This is a genomic window from Frankia alni ACN14a (genome assembly GCF_000058485.1).
In the GTDB taxonomy this organism is placed as follows: Bacteria; Actinomycetota; Actinomycetes; order Frankiales; family Frankiaceae; genus Frankia; species Frankia alni.
The window spans coordinates 4,195,052-4,214,188 of record NC_008278.1 but is presented as its reverse complement, the minus strand read 5'-3'; the positions used below and the strand labels follow the sequence as shown (position 1 = coordinate 4,214,188).

Genomic DNA, 19,137 nt, shown 5'->3' with positions numbered 1-19,137 from the left:
GACCACGTGAGCATGTTCGACAGCTTGTTGCACGGCCTTGACGACCAGGAGCAGGACCGGACGCGGGAACTGATCGCCGACAGCGTCGCCACCGATCGCGCCGATGCACTCGCAGGTAAGGCGCCGGACCGGCTCGTCGACTCCGGCAGTCGGCGGCGCCGTTCCCGGGCCGAGACCCAGCGCCGGTAGCGGCTATCCGTCGGCTCGTGCGCGGACTTCCGGCCGCCGCAGCGGTGGCACCGTCGAGGGCGGTTGACGGCGGGCCGGAAGCGCGTCGAGCAGCCGCTGCACCGAGGTCGCGACCTCGGCGACGGCGGTCTCGAAGGCGGCGTCCGCCGTGGCCGGCGGCCGCCGAAGGCCGCTGATCTTCCGGACGAACTGGCGGGCGGCGGCCTGCACCTCGTCGGCGGTCGCCGGCGGCTCGAGTCCCCGCAGTTCGGTGATGTTGCGACACATACCCCAACCGTAACGACCGTCCGAGCGGCGTCGGCCGGGCGTCGGCCGCGACCGGCGGATGGCGACGACCCGGCGCCGCAGCCCACCTCCGGGCCATCGGGCTGTGACGCCGGACCATCGGGTTGTGGTCTTCCCCGAAAATCACACATCCCGGGCCGCTGGATTGGGGGAAAATAGCGAGGGGTGCCGTGTCGTGCCCATGCAAGATGCGGGGCATGGCGGTACTCACCGTGGAGGGGAGCCGAGCGCTCATGGCGGACGGGTATTACGGCGAGTCGTCGGGTGGCAACCGGGGGGCGGGTCGACGCGGCGAACGGTTCGCCCAGGCGCGACGGCTGGCCGGCCAGGCGCGTCAGGACCGCACCACCTCCTGGTACATCCCCCTGGTGATCACGGTGATCGCCGCCGGGGCGTCGTTCGACGCCTTCGGCCGCGGCGTCGGGTTCCTCTACGCCCTCGCGCTGACGCTCGCCTTCGTCGCGCTGACCTGGACGACGATCCGGCTCATGCCGTCGGTGTCCGACGAGCTCAACGTCTCCCGCGTCAGCGGCCCCCGCAAGCTGTACGCGGTCGTGAACACCCCGGTGCGCACCCGCGGCTTCTTCGTGCTCGCCGCCGCACTGCCCATCGTCATCGCCCTGATCAAGGCGGTCGGCTTCTTCGTCCTCGGCGGCATTCTGCTCGTCGGCGTCGTGGTCGGCGCCGCCGTCGCCGCCGCCTGGGTCTTCGAACGCCGCTGACCCCGCCCTCGGGCTGGGACCACGGTGCCCGGTCCGGCGCATCATGGGGTGATGGTGGGTGTACGGATGATCAGTGGTGCCGGCGAGGTGCGGGCCTGGCTCGGCGGCCACGTTCTGCAGCGGGTGGCGGGTCCCGAGGGCCCGACTCGTCGAGAACAGATCTTCGAGGCCGAGGGCGAGCGCTGGTTCGCCGAGGACCGGCCGATCCGCCGCGTGCACGCGGACTCGTCGATGTTCGTCGGCGGCCTGCGGGCTCTGCTGCTCCAGTCGTTGCATCCGCTGGCCATGGCCGGCGTGGCGGGGCACTCGGACTTCCGCCACGACCCGTGGGGCCGCCTGCAACGCACCAGCTTCTTCCTCGCCGTCACCACGTTCGGTCCGGCCACCGAGGCCGAGCGGGCCGTCGCCCGGGTGAAAGGGGTCCACCGACAGGTCCGTGGGGTGGCACCCGACGGGCGCCCCTACGACGCCTCCGATCCGCACCTGCTCCGCTGGGTCCACGTGGCCGAGGTGGCCAGCTTCCTCGCCGCGTTCCAGCGCTATGGCGGAGGCGAACCACTCGACGCGCACGAGCGTGACGGCTACGTCGCCGATGCCGCGATCGTCGCCGAGAAGCTGGGAGTGATCGACCCGCCGCGCACCGAAGCCGAACTCGTCGAGGCAATGCGCGAGTACCGCCCCGAACTCGCCGGCACTCCCGAAGCGCGTTCGGCGGCCCGTTACCTGCTGCTGCGCCCGCCCCTGCCGCTACCAGCACGGGTCCCCTACAGCGCCATAGCCCTCGCGGCCGTGGGTCTGATGCCCGCCTGGACCCGCTGGCCGCTGCGGCTGCCGTACCTGCCCGCGGCGGAGGCAACCGTCGGCCGCCTGGCCGGTCACGGCATCGTCACGACCATCCGCTGGGCCACCCGCCCACCGTCGACAGCCCCCGGAACCGATCCCGATCGGCGAGACACCTGACCCATGCCACGGTGGCGCAATCGGCCCCGACGCCCGACTCTGCCGTGGCGCGGCGGGCGGTTCCGCGGAACCGCGTCGCATCGCCGGCCGCGCCCCGGACCGCCACGACCATTTCGGCACTTCCAGCCCGACCCCGCCGCAGGAACCTGGCGCATGATCTGTGGAGGCAGGTCACACCTCGCCGGTAGAGCCGATTGCGGTACGCGCATGCTCCACGAGATCGTCCGCCTCAGGGCGGCCGTCGACACGGACACCATGAACGTGGTGGACGGGGAAGTCGTGGTGTGAGGCCCGGTTCAGACTTGGCGGAGCATGAGAACGCCGCTCATGAAGGTACGGCGGTCAGGCGGCGGGGGAGGTGACCAGGCGGTCGAGGTTCGCCAGCGACTTCTCCAGCATCGTCAGCGGCACCACCGGCCAGCTCACGCGGGCCTTCCACTTCTCCGACACGGCACTCCAGTCGCAGTAGGAGGTCACGTCGGTGGTGTGGTCGTCGACCGACGCGAGGGCGTAGCCGTAGACGTGGCCGATCGGGGGATGGTCGACGCCGCCGACCGTCCACTCGACCAGGGCGTCGGGCTCGATGCGGGTGACGACGTTGCGCACCCGGTACTTGCCCAACGGCAGGTCGCCGAGCGGCTCGCGGTCCATGTCCATCTCGAACGCGTCGCCGGCGCGCGTCACGCGCCGGGCGTCGCCCGCGGCCACGAGCATGCCCGACCCGTCGATGCGGACGTGGCCGTCCGGGTCGGTGACGAGCTCGAAGATCCGCTCGGCCGGGGCGGAGATCCGGCGGGTGGTGGAGATGCGCTGCTTGTCGGCCACGGGTGCTCCTTCGCGTCGGGATGGATCCCGATGGATCCGGGGTGCCGGGTGCCGTGCCGCCGGTCAGCACCGCGGGCCCGCGGTGATCCGAGTCACGCCCTTACGTTGTATATGGCGCGACCGGCCGGCGCTCAACCGATACCGCCCCCGATGAGAGGGTGACCGCCACCGTCCGCAGCGAGGTGGTTTCCTTCCGTGTACCTCAAGGTCTTGCCCGGCATCGCCGAGCTGGCCCGCGCCTCCCGCGGCTTCCTCGCCCGGTCGGTGACCTGGCTCGCCGCCGAGGCCGGCATCCGCCAGTTCCTCGACGTCGGCACCGGCCTGCCCACCGCAGACAACACCCACGAGGTCGCCCAGCGGGCCACGCCCGACTCCCGGATCGTCTACGTGGACAACGACCCCACCGACGTGCCGCTACGCACCCAGCCGGCGGCGGGCTGGGGCGCCGTCGTCGACACCGCCGAGGCGAAGGCGTACGCACCCGAGGCCCGGGAGGCACTGCGGGCCTGGCGGGCCGGTGTGCTGCGCACCCCGGGCAAGGAGAAGCAGAACCGGCTGGCCCGCCTCGCCCAGCGGGTCGAGGTCCTGTGGGGGCCGGCGCGCCGCCGCCTGGAGATCGCCGAGGCGGGCATCCGCCGCGCGACCGGGGTGTGGGGCGCCCCGCGGGCCGAGACCGAGACCACGGAGCCGGGGACCCGCGAGCAGGTCGAGGCCGTCCTGCACGACCCGAACAGTGCCTACCGCCGCCTGCGGCTGGTCATGGACGCCTGGTGCGCCCTGTCGTCGTGGCCGCTGACAACCACCGTCACGCCGCCGGACTGGGACGCCTGGCTCGGCGGCCTGGAGGCACTGCTCGGCCGCGCGACGAAGCCCGGCCGGCACGAACGCGCCGGCCAGGGAAGCTTCGCCGACGACCTCTCCTGGCGCGGCCTCGACGACGCCGAGGCACTCGACCTCGGTTTCGCGGACGAGACCCCGGTCACCGAGGCCACCAGCCGTTTCCCGTGGCTGCGGGTCGCCGCCGAGATCGCGGACCGCCAGGGCTTCTTCCACTGGGAGCTCGACTTCCCCCAGGTCTTCGCCCGCGGCGGCTTCGGCCTCCAGGTCGGAAACCCGCCCTGGGCCCGCCCCGACTGGGACGAGGCCGGCATCCTCGCCGAGCACGACCCCTGGTGGGCCCTCGTCCCCACCGCCGCCGAGCGGGCCAAGAAGGAACGCCGCAAGCACACCTTCCACCTCCCCGACGCCGAGACCTGGTACCTCGACCAACGCGCCAAACAGGCCGGCCTCAAAGCCCACTTCGGCAGCCAGGTCGACCGCCCGCTGCTGCACGGCCTCCAGCCCGACCTCTACCGCTGCTTCATGGACCGCACCTGGCGCTCGGGCAACCCGACCGGAATCAGGGCTGCGGCAAGGTAGCTCAGAGTCCTGCTCCGTTGCAGACGGTAGCGATGAGTTGGAGTGCTCTGTAGCGATTGGCGGCGACGTGCTTGATGGTTTCCTTTATCTTCCTGGCGCCGCTGAGGCGAATGACGCCGATGGCAAGGTTCCGAAAGCTTGCGAGGGCATGGTTGGTGTTTCCGGTGTAGGTGGGGTTAGCGTCCTCGCGCCAGGCGGTGTCGCGGGTGTAGTGAATTTCGTTTTCGATTCCCCAGTGCCTGCGGGTGCGATTGTGTAGATAGGCGGCAGTCGCGCGTTCGCTTGGCGTGCTGCTGAGTATCAGTGCGTGTTCGCGACTGATGCGGACACCGGTGAGGTCGAACTCATCGCGGCGGATGACGCAGGCGGTCTCGACGTGGGGGAAATCAATTATTTCGGCAGTTCTGGTCCAGGTCTGCCAGTTCTTGATCCTGCCGTGGGCGCGTTCCTCGACCTCGTGATGCGGCGTTTCCTGGAGAAGTGGGAGGATCCGCTCGAACGTCTGCCTTTCCAGGGTCGGCTGGTTGCCCTTGACGGTAAGAATGTAGTCCATGCGGTTTTCACGAGGAGTCTCGCGGTGTCGTGCTGGGTGCGTATGGCGTCGAGCGTCGTGACTGGTCGGCCGGGCATTTTTCGGAAGTTTTGTGACCAGTTCCTGGATATGGGTGATCTCGTTGGTGTCGTCGGGGATCCGGACCCGCACTCTGACCGCTCCTTTGCCGTGGAGCATCGCGGATAGCAGCCTGACCTGCGCGTCCTTGCCAGACCAGGCCCCGCGCAGGACTTTGACGTCGATCGCGAACGCGACCTGCCCGGGGGCGGCCTGCGCGCACAGCCAACTGCCGAACGCCGTGTCAAGGGCGTCCACGTCGATCTTCTTCAGGAGCAGGCGGATCGTCTTTTCCGACGGCTCCCGGTAGCCGCCGACGAGAAAGTCGCGCGGTGCCCCCAGAACGGCGAGAAGCGACTGCGGGAGGTCCGCAGCCCGGCGATGAAACTCGCGCGGGCACTTCGCGCCCGTCGGCGTCGCGACAAGTATCACGGCGAGAAGAAAAGAAAGGCTGTAGATCTTCTCCCACTGGTCCCGTGGGTCGGGAATCTCGCCCAGCGTGTCCAGGAGGCTGGTGATGTCATAGCACTCGGCACCGAACGGGGCAGTGGACATGGCGGGGTCAGGCTGGCATGATGACACTCGGTGGCCTTCTTTTCGTGCAGACAATGGTTGTTGGCGCTTTCATTGTCCGAAACGGAAGGCCACTTTCTTAGCAACGCCGGTGCCAGGCCCTCCCATCGCGATACCGGCCGTTTCCCAAACCAGCCGAAGGCGCCCCAGCCCGATCGCGCCAGGCTTCCGCCGACGAACTTGCGGACGATTACTCCGGTCTCTGCGGCCGGTGTCCGGCCACGCATTGCCGAAACCACAACACCCGACCCCCAGCCCAGCGAGGGAGCTACCAGCTTCACCACGCTTCGTAGTCAATCAAGACCGATGTGCTACCTCGCCGCGGCCCTGGTTACCCCGTGAGGCATCCTCGTCCCGATTGCCCAGATCGCGGAGCATAGCCTTCTCCGACACCGACGATCAGGGGTCGTAGCGCAGGCGTGAGCAGCTGTCGGCTAACCGACAACTCTTCCTGTCAGTCGGACAAAAAGCTAGTCTCGCAGCATGATCGATGTTCCTTGGGAACCGCCGGCTGTCCTGATCGCCGTCGACCTGGTGATTCTGACGCTGCGCGCGGCGAGCCTGCGGGTGCTCCTGATCGAGCGTGGGACAGAGCCATACCGGGGGGCGCACGCGCTCCCCGGTGGATTTCTCGCGCACAGCGAGGAGGATCTCGACGCGGCGGCGCGCCGGGAGCTCGCGGAGGAGACGGGCCTCGACGCCGGGGAACTGCACCTGGAACAGCTCGGGGTGTACGGCCGTCCCGGCCGGGATCCGCGCGGGCGGGTCGTCTCAGTGGCATACCTGGCCATCGCGCCTCGACTGCCCGATCCGGTCGCGGGCACCGACGCCGCCGACGCGGCCTGGCTGCCGGCGGACCGCGTGCTCGCGGGCGAGCTGAACCTGGCCTTCGATCATCGCCAGCTGGTCCTCGACGGGGTCGAGCGGGCCCGAGGCAAACTCGAGGTCTCCTCGCTCGCCACGGCGTTCTGCGGCCCGACATTCACCATCGGTGAGCTACAGACGGTCTATGAGGCGGTATGGGGAATACCGCTCGACCCCAGGAACTTCTATCGCAAGATCCAAAGAGTGGACGGATTCCTCGTCCCCACCGGTGCAGAGCAGCGAAGCCTCGTCGGGCGCCCGGCACGCCTGTTCAAAGCCGGCCCCAGCACCGTCCTGTCACCGCCGATCGGGCGGCCGAACGAGGCTGGGAGTTCTTCCGCCGACTGACCTTGACGACGCCGCTGCCGCGGCCGCGGCAGCGCGCCGTATCCGTCAGGCCGCCGTCCGCGGATGCCGTCCATCCATCGGCCCCTGTCGCAGGTCCGGACTCACATGACCGGGCTGAGGGGCAGCCGCAGTTTCCGGAGAAAAGTCCATCTGGAACGGGGAGTAAGGACAATGGCAAGGACCAGACCGATCGTCATCCTGACCGCACTCGACCTCGAGTACCTGGCGGTCCGCGAGCACCTGGTGAATCTGCGGTTGCGCCGCCATCCGCAGGGCACCCGGTTCGAGGTAGGCCGGCTCGCGGCCGGCCGGTGCCAGGTGGCGCTGGCGTTGGTCGGCGTGGGCAATCAGTCAGCCGCGGTGCTGGCCGAACGCGCGATCGCCGAGTTCGATCCGGCGGCGCTGCTTTTCGTCGGCGTGGCCGGCGCCCTGCATCGCCATATCGCGCTCGGCGACGTGGTGGTGGCCAGCCAGGTCTATGCCTTTCACGGTGCCACCAGCGAGGACGACGGCGACTGGGGCCGGCCTCGTACCTGGCCGATGTCGCACCGTGCCGAGCAGATCGCCCATCACCTGAAGCGGACGCGGTCCTGGGTGCCGCAGCAGGCCGGGCCCGAGGCCCTCCCGCAGGTGCACTTCGGGCCGATCGCGGCCGGCGAGGTGGTGCTGAACTCCACCGTCTCGGCGCTCGCCCGGTGGCTGCACGTCCACTACAACGACGCGCTCGCCGTCGAGATGGAGGCTGCCGGAGCCGCGCAGGCCGGCCAGCTGAACAGCTCGCTGCCGGTGGTTGTGGTCCGCGGCATCAGCGACCACGCGGACGGCACCAAGGAGTCGACCGACCGCCAGCAGTGGCAGCCGCGGGCCGTGGCGAACGCGGCCTCGTTCGCCATCGCGCTGGCCGAGGAACTGTCCGCCGACCTCGGACGGGCCGAGGCTGTGACGAGCACCGGGAGGACATCCGCCATGCCGAAGCCGACCCACAACATCCGTAACGTCGTGTCGGGCAGCAACACCTGGGTCGGTGCGCAGGCCGGCGTCGTCCACGGCGACGTCACTGTCGGCGCCCCCACCGAGCGGACACCGGTCGACCTGCCGACCGCGCTGGCCGGTTTCCGCGCCCAGTTGGCCACGGCACACACCGCCGGCGCCGTGGACGCGGCGACCTTCGCGGCGGCCGAGGCCGAGCTCACCGCCGCCGACGAGGCCCTGCGGGCGAACTCGCCGGAGAGCCGGCGCACGCTGGTGGTGTCGCTGAAGAAGGTTCGTGGCCTTGTCATTGACGTGGTCGACCTCGCCGCGAGGATCGCCGTTGTCCTCACCCTCGCGCAAGGCCTGTCGTGACCGACGGCTCCGGGTTTCGGGACGGGGACGCACCGTCGTCGACGACCAACTCGGTCAGCGGCTCCTCCACAGTCGGCGCGCAGGCCGGGACGGTCCACGGTGACGTCCGGGTGTACATGGTCCCGCCCGGCGCGACGCCGGAGGAGAGGTTCGAGGTCGGGGCACTGCATCTGGAGGGCAACATGCCGCCCCGGGCGCTGGAGCTCATGAACGAGGCCGTCCTGATGCGCCCGACGAGAACTGACCGGATGCTCTTCCACTGGCTGTTGGCGCTGGTGAGCGGGCGTTCGCGGGACGAGCTGACAACCGAGCAGACCAGGCAGCTGAAGGAGGTCCTGGCGGGCCCACCCGCGGCCGTCCACGACGCGTGGACCGACGGGCTGCGCGTTGTGCTCCTGCTGTTGAACGCGGTCACGGCGACCGAGGACGAGATGGCCTTGGCGCTCAAGGAGCTCGACGCCCTGGACCGGAGCGTACTCGGCCGGACCCAGCGCCGGATGATTCTCCGTCACCTGGAGCAGTTCCTGGAGGGCCCTCTCGAGGACCAGCTGTGGAGGCGCGCGATCGAAGTCGCCGCCCGGGGGCAGCAGGCCGGGGCGCGTCAGGACCGGGTGTGGAAGTTCTTTGAACCACCGCCCATCGAGGCTCGGGCGCGCGGCGCACGGCCGACCACAGTTCCTGCCGACACTCGGCTGCGCGCCGAGATCTCGCGGCTGGCGCTCGTGGCCTGGGCGGTGTATCTCGCGATACAGCTCACGCTCAACGGTCGCCTGGCGGTGCTGTTCGGGTGTGCCGTCGTCCTTGTCGGCGGCCTGCTCGGCCTCCAGCGCGGAATCGTCTGGAACGTGACCTACGATCACACGCAGGACGGGAGTGAGATCCCACCCGGCGCGTTTGCTCGCAAGGTCGAAGGCAGGCTCAGGTACTACGTCGCCTCGTATCGACCTCACGGTCTGACCAGCGACCAGTGGCTATGGCAGACCGCCGACGCCCGGTTCAGCCTGCTCCGAGAGATCGTCGGCCAGTACTCCTACTCCCGCATCAGTATCGAGCGGATCGCCTGGCTGCTGCGTCACGAGGCAACCCATCTCAAGCGCCTGTCGGGAGGCGAGGCACGCGTCTCCTTCCGCCGGGAGCTGCGGGTCGCGCCCGGGGTGAGCGCCCGCGGAACGCTCGGGATCACCGCTGTCGTCGGTGGCTGCCTGTGGGCGACGGTCGCCGCGGCCGGCGTCGACCTCCTCCTGGCGGTGGGAACGGTGCTCGTCGTGTCGGCCAGCACCACCGGGTACGCACGTGCCTGGCTGGCCATGAACGGCGACCACCGGCGTCGGGTCGCCGAGACGGCGCAGCACGCCGAGGTTCTCGCGGCACGACAGGCGGCACTCGAGCGGTGGCGGGCCCGGCTGGCCGACCGTCCCAGCGACGCGGAGCTGGCCCAGTGGCTTGACCACGACCGCAAACTCCTCCTGGACAGAGCACTGCGTCACTATCGACTCACCGCCAGCGACGTCGTCGCCCACGCGTTCATCGAGACACCGGTAGGCGGTCCCCCCAACTCCGAGAAAGGCAAGACGGCGGCCCGCGTCCCTCGCGGTCCGTGGCGGTTCCGCAAATACCGGATCTCGGTCTTTCTGCTCACCGCCGACGGAGTTCGCAACCTCGTCTCCCGGCTGAACTTCGAGACCGGCGTGTTCACGGAGCAGAACCGGATGAACTACCGCTTTGACGTGGTTGCTTCGATCCGGGTCGACCGGACGGCCAGTGACGAGCAGAAGCTCGAACTCGTCCTGGTGGACGGCACGAAGATCGGGATGCAGATGGCCGAGGTGAGCCTGGACGAGGACACGACCCACGGGGTGGATGAGAGCACGGAGTCGGTCGCCCGGCTGACACAGGATGCCGCCGGTGTTCAGCACACGATCCACGTGCTGGAGGGCATCGCCGCGGAGGGCAGGGCCTGGGTCCGCCGGACGGGTTTCGGGCGGTCGCAGGACGGCGGGAGAATCGCGTCCGCCCTGCGCGACGAGAACGCCTCCCGAGGGCAGGAGTCACCCGGGAGAACCGGGACCGCCACGGATGCGGACTTGGCCGCGGCCCGCGGCGCAGAGGTGAACCTCAGCTCCGGACAGGACCGCCCGGAGGCGCGACCGGCACAGCCCGACCCCTCTCCCGACAGCCCGCAGCCGGGAGCCGACCCGAAAACGACATAGGCCGGCTTGCCGCAGCCTGGCGACCGCCGGGGAGGGATGCCGACCCGCGTCGGCCACCGTGGCGAGGAACGTGTCACCTTGACGTGAAATGTGCAAGCAAGGGGCTTTTTTGACTCGGCTCTCAGACGGACATTCTCCCACCAGCCCCAGAACAACGGGCCAAGGCCGGTGACTGCGCGGCCAACGGCAAGGATGCTGCACTGCTTCAGTCCTCAGGCGTTGACGCACCCGCGGTACAGGTCGCCCTGCCTACAAGGTCGAGCGGCCTCGCCGGCGGGCCGGCGCTTGCAAAAGTCTGAAAGAAACGGACATGTGCAACCCAGGGGTGGTACCGCTGGTGCTCGTCCACGCCCGCCCGCTGCTCGTCGGCACCCCGCAGGGCGCCACCGGCTACCTGGAGGCCGACCTGCGCGACCCGGCCGCGGTGCTCGTCGGCGCCGCGCGCACCCTCGATTTCGACCGGCCGGTCGCGTTGATGCTCATGGGTTCGTCGGAGCGCTCCGACTCGTCGTCGGCCATCCCTGAGCCGGCCGGTCAGCCACCCAGGGGGTGAACCCAGCGCGTCCAGGACGGCTGGGACCGGTAGTCGGCCGCGCGGTAGAGCGCGTGCGCCTGGGTGTTGGTGTCGTCGACCATGGCGTCGATCCGGCGGCCGCCGAGGGCGAGGAACCGTTCCCGCGCGGCGGCCAGCAACGCCCGAGCGATTCCGGCGCGCCGATGCTCGGGGGCGACGGCGAGCCGGTACAGGTGACAACGCCAGCCGTCCCAGCCGGCGATGAGCGTGCCGACGACGACCCCGTCGACCTCCGCGATCAGTACCGCCTGCGGGTCGTGCGCGAGCAGCGCCGCGACACCGGCGGCATCGTCGCTCACGCTCGTCCCGTGCGCGGCCGACCCCCAGAACGCCAGGAGGAGCTCGACGTCGCCGTCCCGGCCGGTGCGGATCCTCACCGGATCATTCTCCTGCCCTGGCCGCCTACTCGTCGGCCCATCGCTGGGGCTTATCGTGGCAAATCGGTGCCACCGGGCCGCGCCGGGGACGCGGTGGCGGCCGACCCCCGAGAGTCCGGCTGGGGTCGTCGCGAACATCCAGATTTCACCCTGCGGCCGGCGTCATCCGTGCAAGAGTGCACGGATGCGGGTGTACTGGCGCCTGCTGAGGGCGGGGATCCGTCGCCAGTCCGCCTACCGGCTGGCGGCGTTCGGCGGGGTGGCCGCGAACGCGACGTTCGGGCTGCTGAAGGTGGAGGTGCTCTTCGCGACGGTGCGCGCGGCGGGCGGCGACCTGGCCGGGTACGACGTCGGTCGGATGAGCACCTACATCTGGCTCTCCCAGGCGCTGCTCGGTTCGGTCAACCTCACCGGCCGGACCGACATCGCCGAACGGATCAAGGACGGCCAGGTCGCCGTCGACTTCCTGCGCCCGCTGGACGTGCAGGCCGCCGAGATCACGACCGAGGTCGGGCGGGCCCTGTTCGCGCTGGTCCCGCGGGGGATCCCGATGCTTCTGATCGGCGTGATCGTCGGGATGGCGCCGCCGGGGTCGGTCGCGGCGTACCCGCTCGGCGCGGTGAGCCTGCTGCTCGCCATCGTGATCTCCGTCGCGACCGCCTACCTGGTCGGGGTCGCCGGCTTCTGGCTGGTGGAGACCCACGGCGTGCAGGTCTTCTATCTGGTGGTCTCGGGGTTCCTCGCCGGGCTGTTCGTGCCCATCCGGCTGTTCCCGCGCTGGTTGTGGATCGCTGCCCAGGCGACGCCGTTCCCGTCGATGATGACGTACCCGATCGACATCCTCGCCGGCCGGGTGGGCGTCGCCGGCGCGCTCACCCTGCTCGCGGCGCAGCTCGCGTGGCTGGCCGGCGTCGGCGGGCTCGGCCAGGTACTGACCCGCGCCGGCCGGCGTCACCTCGAGGTGCAGGGTGGCTGAGGTGCAGGGTGGCCGAGATGCGGGTGGGTGAGGGGCTCGCTGTTCGGGCTCGGCTGCGTCCCTACCGGGTGGTGCTCGCCGCCCGGGCCAGCTCGCAGGCCTCCTACCGGGCGAACTTCGTCCTCGACCTGATCAGCTCTCTGCTGTCCGCCGTCGTTGAGCTGGCCGAGGTCTGGGTGCTGTTCCACGCGGTGACACGGCTCGGCGGGCTGGAGTTTCACCAGATCCTGCTGGTGTTCGGCCTCGCCGACCTGGCCTTCTCCCTCGCCGACCTGGTCTTCGGGCACTGCGACGACCTGCCCGCGTACCTGCGGGCCGGCACTCTCGACGTGTTCTACCTGCGGCCGCAACCGCTGCTGCTGCAGCTGGTCACCAGCGACATCAGCCTGCGGCGGCTGGCGCGCGCGACCGTCGGCCTGGTGGCGCTCGGCGCCGGGCTGGCCGTCAACGACGTCACCTGGGGCGTGGGCGACGTGGCGCTGCTGGGGGTCGCTCTGGTCAGCGGCTGGGCGACGTTCGCGGCGATGTTCGTCCTGGCGGCAGGCCTGCAGTTCTTCCTCGTCGACGGGGAGGAGATGACCAGCGCGTTCGTCTACGGCGGCCGCTACGCCGCCACCCAGCCGGCGTCGGTGTGGTCGCGACCGCTCCAGGCGGTGTTCGGATTCTTCTTCCCGATGGCCTTCACCGGTTTCCTGCCGACGCTGCGGCTGCTCGACCTGCCGGCACCCGCGTGGTTGCCGACGTGGCTGGCCTGGTGCGGACCGCTCGCCGCGCTCTGGGCGTGGGCGATGGCGTTGCTGTGCTGGCACTGGGGCGTGCGGCACTACCGCGGCGGTGGCGGCTGAGGTAGGTGCTGGCTGATGGCGACAGTGCTGGCTGACGGTGACAGTGCTGGCTGACGGTGACAGCGCTGGCCGACGGTGACAGCGCTGGCCGACGGTGACAGCGCTGGCTCTGGCTGATGGTGACGGCGCTGGCTGACCGTGACGGCGACGGCGGACGATGACGACGAAGGGGACGGCGGATGAGCGCGATCGTCGAGACCGCGGGGCTGACCCGGGAGTTCACCGTGCGCGACGGGGTCCGCCGGCGGCGGCTGACCGCCGTCGACGACCTGACGGTGCGGATCGAACCCGGCGAGGCGGTCGGCTACATCGGTGCCAACGGGGCCGGGAAGTCCACCACGATCAAGATGCTGGCCGGCATCCTCGTGCCCACCAGCGGCACGGTGACCACCTGCGGGCTGCGACCGGTCCGGGACCGGCGCCGGCTCGCCCGCCGGATCGGGGTCGTGTTCGGTCAGCGCTCCCAGCTCTGGTGGGATCTGCCGGTGCGGGAGTCCTTCCGGATTCTGGCCGCGATCCACGCCCTGCCGGCCACCGTGGAGCGGGCCCGCACCGAGGAGCTGGTCGAGCGGCTGGAGATGGCCGACTTCCTGGCCACCCCGGTCCGTCAGCTGTCCCTGGGCCAGCGGATGCGCGCCGAGGTCGCGGCCGCGCTGCTGCACGCCCCCCGCCTGGTGATCCTGGACGAGCCCACGATCGGGCTCGACGTGCTGTCCAAGCAACGGCTGCGGGAGTTCCTCATCGCCATGCGTCGCACCGACGGCACGACGCTGTTGCTGACCACCCACGACATGGGTGATGTCGAACGGCTCTGTGACCGCGTTCTGGTCGTCGACCACGGCCGGCTGGCCTACGACGGCGACCTGGCCGGCCTCGGGCGGACCACCGGCGCCGAGCGGGTGCTCGTCGTCCACCTCGCCGCGCCGTCCCCGGACCTCACCGGGATTCCCGTGGCCCGCCACCTGTCCAGCGAGGCGCACGGCCTGCGCCAGAGCCTCGCGTTCGACGCCGAGGCCACCACCGCCGCCCGCGTGTTCGCGGCGGTCGCGGAACGGGCCGAGATCCTCGACTTCACCGTCGAGGAGCCCGACATCGAGGACGTCGTCCGTCGGATCTACGCCGCCCGCCGCTGACCGCCGAACCCGCCGCGGCAGGATCCCCGGGGCGTGGCCGGCCCGGGACGGGTCAGCCCAGGCGGACGGCGAGCAGGGCGGTGTCGTCCTCGGTGTCGGCGTCGCGCCCGAGCGCGGCCAGCGCCCGATCACAGACCTCCTCGGGGGTGCCGTGCGCGGCCGCGCCCGCCCGCAGCAGCTCCATCCCCTCGTCGACCGGGCGGCGGCGGTCCTCGACCAGGCCGTCGGTGAAGAACAGCAGGGTGCTGCCCGGCGCCACCGTCACCGCCGTCTCGGGGTAGTCGGGCAGGCCGGCGCTCAGCGGCGGCCCGGGTTCGAGGTGCAGGTAGTGGGCCGGGTCGTGCGGGGGGATCAGCAGCGGCGGCAGGTGCCCGGCGGAGGCGAGGACGAGCCGGCCGCTGGCGGGGTCGAGCAGCGCGAACGCCGCCGTCGCGATCCGGCCCTGTTCGAGCCGGTTGGCGGCGGCGTCGAGCAGGGCGAGCACGGCCCCGGGGCTGGTCTGGGCGACGGCATGGGCGCGCACCGCGGCGCGCAACTGGCCCATCGTCGCCGCCGCGTGGATCCCGTGGCCCATCACGTCGCCGATGACCAGCGCGATCCGACCGTCGTCGAGGGGTAGCACGTCGTACCAGTCGCCACCGACCAGAGCGCCGGCGCTGCCGGGCAGGTAACGCCAGGCGAAGGCGAGCCCGGGGATCTCCGGCAGCCGCTGGGGCAGCAGGCTGCGCTGCAGCGTGACCGCCGTGCGGCGTTCCTGCTCGTACTGGCGGGCGTTGCCGATCGCGACGGTCGCCCGGTCGACGAGCTCGGCGACGACGCGTTGCTCGTCGTCGGCGTAGGCGCGGCCCTCGGCGGCGGCGAGGCCGACCGCCGCCACCGGCCGACCCCCCAGCACCATCGGCAGGGCCAGGCGCGTGCCGTCCGGGGAACGGGCCGGCCGGCCGGTGCGCAGCGCCTGCGTCATGCCCCCGCTGTCCGGGACGCCGCGGCCGCCCAGCTGGCCGCGGGTCGGGGCCGCGGCCAGGTGCCGGCCCGGGATCGCGGACACGGCGACGGTCGACAGCGGGTCGGCGCGGTCGGCGACGGCGACGATCTCGACGCCGCCCTCCTCGTCGAACCGGCACGCCGCGGCCTGCCCCGCGTGCCACGGCACGAGCAGCGAGACGAGGTGCTCCAGGATGCGCCGGGTGTCCAGGGTGGAGGTGAACAGGTCCGTCGCGGCGGCGAACAGCGTGGTGCGTTCCCGGGCCTCGCGCTCCACGGTGAACAGCCGGGCGCGTTCCAACGCCAGCGCCGCCTGCGTCGCCAGCGCCTGGACGAAGGCCCGCTCGTCGTCGTCGAACAGGCGGGAGTGGTCGAAGGAGAACCGCAGGGCGCCCAGGGTGCGGTCGCCGACGAACAGGGGCAGCACGCACATCGACACCGCCGTGGGCTCAAGCTCGGCGAGGTCGGGGTACCGGGCGTCGCGTTCCCGGCGTGACTCCAGCCAGACCGGCTCGCCGCTGCGCAGCGCGTCCATGGCCGGCAGCCGGTCGTCGAGCCGCTCCGCCCGCAGCGCCGCGATCATGCTCTCGCCGTAGCCGACCGCCCCGGGGATGGCCAGCCGACCGGCCCCCTGCGGGATCATCAGCACCCCGCCGCTGGCGCCGAGCGCCTTCGCGCCCTGCGAGACGACGGCGGCCGCGACCTGCTCCGGGGTGGTCGCCCGGGCCAGGGCGGCGGTGACCCGCTGCAGGCGGGCGGAGCGCTCCGCCGTGCGCTGGGCGGCCACGACCACGTCGAGGGTGTCCAGCAGGTACTGCTCGAAGCTGCGGGTCCGCAGCGTGCCCTCGCCGCGTTCGGCGGCGCGCAGCTGGTCGACCAGGGAGCCGATGTACCAGCGACGGAACGCGACGTGCTGGGGCGGGGACTCCAGGGTGAGCAGCCTGGCGGCGCGGGCGTAGTCCTCGATCTCCTCCAGCGCCGCGAGGTACTGCTCGGCGTCGGCCGCCGTGCTCAGTGGGAGGACCAGCTCCAGCGGCGTGCGCGGCCGCCCGGCCGCCGCGGCCGCCAGCGCCTGACGTTTGATCGCCTGGCGGGGCCCGGCGAACCGGGTCGTGACCGTCCCGAGCAGTTCGGCCAGCCGCTCGGGCACGGCCGCGCTGGTACCGGACGCCGCGCCGCCCGCGGCCAGCGCGAACTCGCGGACCAGGCCGTCGACGTGGTGCTTCGCCGCGAGCAGGAGTTCGGTGGGCACGTCGCCGAGACGGACGAGATGCCCGGGCATCGCTGTGGGCTGCCCGCCGGCGGACACGACGATCGTGCCGACGCCGCGCAGGCCGCTCATACCCCGGATCCCGACCGTGCGCGCCGAGCCGCCGTCCTGCGCCGAGCCGCCGTCCTGCGTCGAGCCGCCGTCCTGCGCCGAGCCGCCGTCCTGCGCCGAGGCATCCGGCCGTCGAGGTGTGGGGGGAGTTCGTGCCCGGGAGGTCCGGCCGCGGTGCGAGCCGCTCGGTCGGCCCTCGCCGGCGCCGTCGTCCTTGCCGGTGACGGCGCCTGCGCTCGTGCCGGTGACGGCGTCCGCGGCCTTGCCGGTGACGGCACCCGCGCCGTCGTCGTCCCCGGTGAACTCCGCCCAGACGATCTTGCCTGCGGCTGCCGGCTGGACACCCCAGCGGGTGGCCGAGGCGGCGACCAGCGCCATGCCCCGCCCGGTCAGCCCGTCCCCGCCGGCCGGAGGGCGAAGCGGCATCGTCTGGCTGCTGTCGCTGACCTCCACGCGCAGCGCCTCGCCGCCGGTGAGGATCCGCACCTCGATCGGGGCGGCCCCGTGCAGCAGAGCGTTGGTCGTCAGCTCGCTCAGCACCAGCCGGACGTCGTCCACGACCGGCTCCCACCGGGTGCCGGCGAGCATCCGGACGGCCAGCCTGCGCACCCGGTCGACCCCGCCGGAGCGGCCGTCGAGGCGCATCGTGGCGCGATCGCTGCCGGCGACGACATCCTCGCCCACCTCACTGTGGCTGCCCACCCTGCCGGCCTCCCGTCCGACCGACCACTCCTGATGGCGGCCAACCCTAGATACCGGCCAACCTGGTGGCCCTGACGCGGCGCGACCCGACGCGACCGTGACGCGGCGCAGGCCGGCACCCTGCCGGCCGTTCCCTGCCTGTGGATCACCGCGCCCTTCGGCGAGGTCAAGCATGCCAGAAAAGTCGGTGATGCCCTGCGCGACGCCCCCCGAACCGGTTGCCGACGGCCCGCCGCCCCCCGTTGCCCGCCGACGAATAGGACCAGGCCAGGATGTCTGACGCCCCGTCTGCGGCCGGGCGCGTCGGGATCGTCACGGCACCTGGGAGCGGAACCGGGCCTGTGGTCGGCCGCCCCGGCGCGTCGGCCCGGCGAGCAGGTCGAGCACGGCGGCCTCGGTCGCCCCCTGGGTGGCGAGGCGGCCGGAGTCGGCGGTGCCGAGGGACTCCAGGTCCACCGCGATCGTGTACCCGTCGAGGAACAGGTCGACGATCCTGGGATGGACGTAGGAGACCCGGCACACCGCCGGGGTGTTGCCGAGGTAGTCGGCGACCTCCCGGTACATGCGGGTCACCGCCCGTCGCCGGGTCGAGGGCGCCCGGGCCAGCGGGGCGCTGACGGCGAGGGCGACCGCGGCGAGCGTGGTGGCCGACCAGGTCCGGAAGTCCTTGGCGCTGACGTCGGTCAGTCCCGCGGTGTCGCGCAGGTACTCGTTCACGTCGCGGCCGCTCACCCCGTGCTCGCCGGCACCGTCGTGCCAGACCAGCAGCGGCTGGTCGGCGGCGCCCTCCCGGGCCAGCAACCCGGCGATGATCTCGACCGCCGCCGGGTCGGCGACCGCCTGGACCCGCTGCTGGCCGCTCTTGGCCGGGTAGTCGAACACCATCTGGTCGTCGGCGACCCGGACGTGTTCCCGGCGCAGGGTGGTCAGCCCGAAGGAGTTGTTCGCCTCGACGTACTCCTCGCCGCCGATCCGGAAGAAGCCGACGTCGAGCAGCCGCACGCTGACGGCGAGAAGCTGCGTCCGCGACAGCGGGGTGGCCCGCAGGTCCGTGTCCACCTGCTCGCGCAGCCGCGGCAACCGCTGCGCGACCTCGAGAACGCGATCGAACTTCGCCGTCGCCTGCCTGGCCTGCCAGGCGTCGTGGTAGCGGTACTGGTGGCGGCCCGCCGCGTCCACCCCGCGGGCCTGGATGTGGCCGAGGGGCCACGGGCTGATCCACACGTCCCGCCACGCCGGCGGGATGGCGAGCGCGCCGACCCGGGCCACTTCGTCGCTGTCCCGCAGGGGGCCGCCGCCGGGCGCGCTGTACGACCAGCCCCGGCCGCGCCGACGCCGGGTGATGCCCGGGGCGGTCAGATCGGATCGGCGTAGCCGTGCCACGGTCTCGGCGTCCCCATGACCGGCGGTTTCATGCCGCCCTGCCCGCCGGTGCCACGATCCGGGCCGGCAGGCCGGGGGAGGAACCCGAGCAGACGGGCGCGGCGGGTTTCCGTCTCGTGACGAAGGCCCGCGGCGGGTTTCCGACGGCCTGCGGGGGAATAGGCACTTCGGTCGGACCGCTTCCCACCGGAGAGGCCGCAACATGCCGGTATCAGCCTCCACGCACCGCGCCTGGTCACCCGCCGCCGACGTTCCCCCGCTCGCCTCCTGGCGCAGCGCGGGCGCCTGCGGAGCAGGTGATCTCGACCTGTTCTTCGCCCCGGAGGGCGTGCCCCGCCGGGAGCGCACCCGGCGGGAGGCGGCCGCGAAGGCGGTCTGCGCCGGGTGCCGGGTGCGACGGGAATGCCTGCGTTACGCCCTGCGCACGGGCGAGCGCTTCGGCGTCTGGGGCGGGCTGACGGAGTGGGAACGCGCCCGCATCGGCAAGCCGTGA

17 protein-coding genes and 1 pseudogene are annotated in these 19,137 nt (G+C 71.8%); 12 read left to right on the top strand and 6 right to left on the bottom strand.

Annotated elements, in window-relative coordinates; translation table 11 throughout:
* The first annotated feature begins 6 nt into the window (after positions 1-6).
* Complete coding sequence (locus FRAAL_RS33115; RefSeq protein WP_041939414.1) at positions 7-189, top strand: hypothetical protein; 183 nt, start codon at positions 7-9, stop codon at positions 187-189.
* 3 nt (positions 190-192) lie between these two features.
* Here FRAAL_RS33115 and FRAAL_RS17160 read toward each other — a convergent pair whose 3' ends face one another.
* On the bottom strand, positions 193-456 hold the full coding sequence (locus tag FRAAL_RS17160) for a DUF2277 domain-containing protein (RefSeq protein ID WP_011605054.1): 264 nt from the start codon (positions 454-456) through the stop codon (positions 193-195).
* 215 nt (positions 457-671) lie between these two features.
* Between FRAAL_RS17160 and FRAAL_RS17155 the strand changes: the two genes are divergently transcribed.
* Both FRAAL_RS17155 and FRAAL_RS17150 read left to right on the top strand, forming a co-directional pair.
* The gene (locus FRAAL_RS17155; protein WP_372665416.1) at positions 672-1,196 is read left to right on the top strand and encodes a hypothetical protein; all 525 of its coding nucleotides are present in this window, start codon (positions 672-674) and stop codon (positions 1,194-1,196) included.
* Positions 1,197-1,247: 51 nt separating this feature from the next.
* A complete protein-coding gene (locus tag FRAAL_RS17150) occupies positions 1,248-2,156 on the top strand; it encodes an oxygenase MpaB family protein (RefSeq protein ID WP_050997148.1) in 909 nt (302 codons plus the stop codon).
* Between the two features lie 342 nt (positions 2,157-2,498).
* On the opposite strand, the gene FRAAL_RS17145 is transcribed toward FRAAL_RS17150, so the two are convergent.
* A complete protein-coding gene (locus FRAAL_RS17145) occupies positions 2,499-2,981 on the bottom strand; it encodes an SRPBCC family protein (protein WP_011605051.1) in 483 nt (160 codons plus the stop codon).
* Between the two features lie 204 nt (positions 2,982-3,185).
* Between FRAAL_RS17145 and FRAAL_RS36410 the strand changes: the two are divergent.
* Positions 3,186-3,383 (top strand): annotated as a pseudogene (locus FRAAL_RS36410) (SAM-dependent methyltransferase); the annotation flags it as partial.
* A 1,018-nt stretch (positions 3,384-4,401) separates the two neighbouring features.
* Here FRAAL_RS36410 and FRAAL_RS17135 read toward each other — a convergent pair.
* Positions 4,402-5,565, bottom strand: coding sequence for an ISAs1 family transposase (locus FRAAL_RS17135; RefSeq protein ID WP_231861051.1), 1,164 nt, complete (start codon positions 5,563-5,565; stop codon positions 4,402-4,404).
* Positions 5,566-6,066: 501 nt separating this feature from the next.
* Between FRAAL_RS17135 and FRAAL_RS17130 the strand changes: the two genes are divergently transcribed.
* The 4 genes from FRAAL_RS17130 to FRAAL_RS36405 all read left to right on the top strand — a co-directional run bounded on the left by FRAAL_RS17130 (position 6,067) and on the right by FRAAL_RS36405 (position 10,902).
* Positions 6,067-6,795, top strand: coding sequence for an NUDIX hydrolase (locus tag FRAAL_RS17130; protein WP_011605047.1), 729 nt, complete (start codon positions 6,067-6,069; stop codon positions 6,793-6,795).
* Positions 6,796-6,966: 171 nt separating this feature from the next.
* The gene (locus tag FRAAL_RS17125; protein WP_041939411.1) at positions 6,967-8,139 is read left to right on the top strand and encodes a 5'-methylthioadenosine/S-adenosylhomocysteine nucleosidase; all 1,173 of its coding nucleotides are present in this window, start codon (positions 6,967-6,969) and stop codon (positions 8,137-8,139) included.
* The gene (locus FRAAL_RS17120; RefSeq protein ID WP_011605045.1) at positions 8,136-10,349 is read left to right on the top strand and encodes a hypothetical protein; all 2,214 of its coding nucleotides are present in this window, start codon (positions 8,136-8,138) and stop codon (positions 10,347-10,349) included. The genes FRAAL_RS17125 and FRAAL_RS17120 overlap by 4 nt, the downstream gene beginning before the upstream one ends.
* 310 nt (positions 10,350-10,659) lie before the next feature.
* Positions 10,660-10,902: an SAM-dependent methyltransferase gene (locus FRAAL_RS36405; RefSeq protein ID WP_011605044.1), complete on the top strand. Its 243-nt coding sequence runs from the start codon at positions 10,660-10,662 to the stop codon at positions 10,900-10,902.
* On the opposite strand, the gene FRAAL_RS17110 is transcribed toward FRAAL_RS36405, so the two are convergent.
* A complete protein-coding gene (locus tag FRAAL_RS17110; RefSeq protein WP_083866826.1) occupies positions 10,884-11,438 on the bottom strand; it encodes a GNAT family N-acetyltransferase in 555 nt (184 codons plus the stop codon). The two genes, FRAAL_RS36405 and FRAAL_RS17110, sit on opposite strands and share 19 nt — an antisense overlap.
* Positions 11,439-11,484: 46 nt before the next feature.
* Between FRAAL_RS17110 and FRAAL_RS17105 the strand changes: the two genes are divergently transcribed.
* The 3 genes from FRAAL_RS17105 to FRAAL_RS17095 all read left to right on the top strand — a co-directional run bounded on the left by FRAAL_RS17105 (position 11,485) and on the right by FRAAL_RS17095 (position 14,254).
* Positions 11,485-12,276 carry an ABC transporter permease gene (locus FRAAL_RS17105; RefSeq protein ID WP_041939408.1) on the top strand — a complete coding sequence of 264 codons (792 nt, stop codon included), beginning with the start codon at positions 11,485-11,487 and terminating at the stop codon, positions 12,274-12,276.
* A 17-nt stretch (positions 12,277-12,293) separates the two neighbouring features.
* Entirely contained in the window at positions 12,294-13,121 is an 828-nt protein-coding gene (locus tag FRAAL_RS17100; RefSeq protein ID WP_041940656.1) for an ABC transporter permease, read from the top strand.
* A 179-nt stretch (positions 13,122-13,300) separates the two neighbouring features.
* On the top strand, positions 13,301-14,254 hold the full coding sequence (locus FRAAL_RS17095) for an ABC transporter ATP-binding protein (protein ID WP_011605040.1): 954 nt from the start codon (positions 13,301-13,303) through the stop codon (positions 14,252-14,254).
* 52 nt (positions 14,255-14,306) lie between these two features.
* Here FRAAL_RS17095 and FRAAL_RS30500 read toward each other — a convergent pair whose 3' ends face one another.
* A complete protein-coding gene (locus FRAAL_RS30500; protein ID WP_231861050.1) occupies positions 14,307-17,261 on the bottom strand; it encodes a SpoIIE family protein phosphatase in 2,955 nt (984 codons plus the stop codon).
* A gap of 312 nt (positions 17,262-17,573) precedes the next feature.
* Positions 17,574-18,644, bottom strand: a complete 1,071-nt coding sequence (locus tag FRAAL_RS17085) for a DNA topoisomerase IB (RefSeq protein ID WP_041939407.1) — start codon at positions 18,642-18,644, stop codon at positions 17,574-17,576.
* Positions 18,645-18,846: 202 nt separating this feature from the next.
* Here FRAAL_RS17085 and FRAAL_RS17080 point away from each other — a divergent pair, with 202 nt between their 5' ends.
* On the top strand, positions 18,847-19,137 hold the full coding sequence (locus tag FRAAL_RS17080; RefSeq protein ID WP_011605037.1) for a WhiB family transcriptional regulator: 291 nt from the start codon (positions 18,847-18,849) through the stop codon (positions 19,135-19,137).

Excerpts from the sequence above, each read along its gene's own strand:
- FRAAL_RS17160 (WP_011605054.1), bottom strand. The coding sequence starts at position 456 with ATGTGTCGCAACATCACCGAACTGCGGGGACTCGAGCCGCCGGCGACC.
- FRAAL_RS17155 (WP_372665416.1), top strand. The coding sequence starts at position 672 with ATGGCGGTACTCACCGTGGAGGGGAGCCGAGCGCTCATGGCGGACGGG.
- FRAAL_RS17150 (WP_050997148.1), top strand. The coding sequence starts at position 1,248 with ATGGTGGGTGTACGGATGATCAGTGGTGCCGGCGAGGTGCGGGCCTGG.
- FRAAL_RS17135 (WP_231861051.1), bottom strand. The coding sequence starts at position 5,565 with ATGTCCACTGCCCCGTTCGGTGCCGAGTGCTATGACATCACCAGCCTC.
- FRAAL_RS17130 (WP_011605047.1), top strand. The coding sequence starts at position 6,067 with ATGATCGATGTTCCTTGGGAACCGCCGGCTGTCCTGATCGCCGTCGAC.
- FRAAL_RS17125 (WP_041939411.1), top strand. The coding sequence starts at position 6,967 with ATGGCAAGGACCAGACCGATCGTCATCCTGACCGCACTCGACCTCGAG.
- FRAAL_RS36405 (WP_011605044.1), top strand. The coding sequence starts at position 10,660 with ATGTGCAACCCAGGGGTGGTACCGCTGGTGCTCGTCCACGCCCGCCCG.
- FRAAL_RS17110 (WP_083866826.1), bottom strand. The coding sequence starts at position 11,438 with ATGTTCGCGACGACCCCAGCCGGACTCTCGGGGGTCGGCCGCCACCGC.
- FRAAL_RS17105 (WP_041939408.1), top strand. The coding sequence starts at position 11,485 with ATGCGGGTGTACTGGCGCCTGCTGAGGGCGGGGATCCGTCGCCAGTCC.
- FRAAL_RS17100 (WP_041940656.1), top strand. The coding sequence starts at position 12,294 with ATGCGGGTGGGTGAGGGGCTCGCTGTTCGGGCTCGGCTGCGTCCCTAC.
- FRAAL_RS17095 (WP_011605040.1), top strand. The coding sequence starts at position 13,301 with ATGAGCGCGATCGTCGAGACCGCGGGGCTGACCCGGGAGTTCACCGTG.
- FRAAL_RS17080 (WP_011605037.1), top strand. The coding sequence starts at position 18,847 with ATGCCGGTATCAGCCTCCACGCACCGCGCCTGGTCACCCGCCGCCGAC.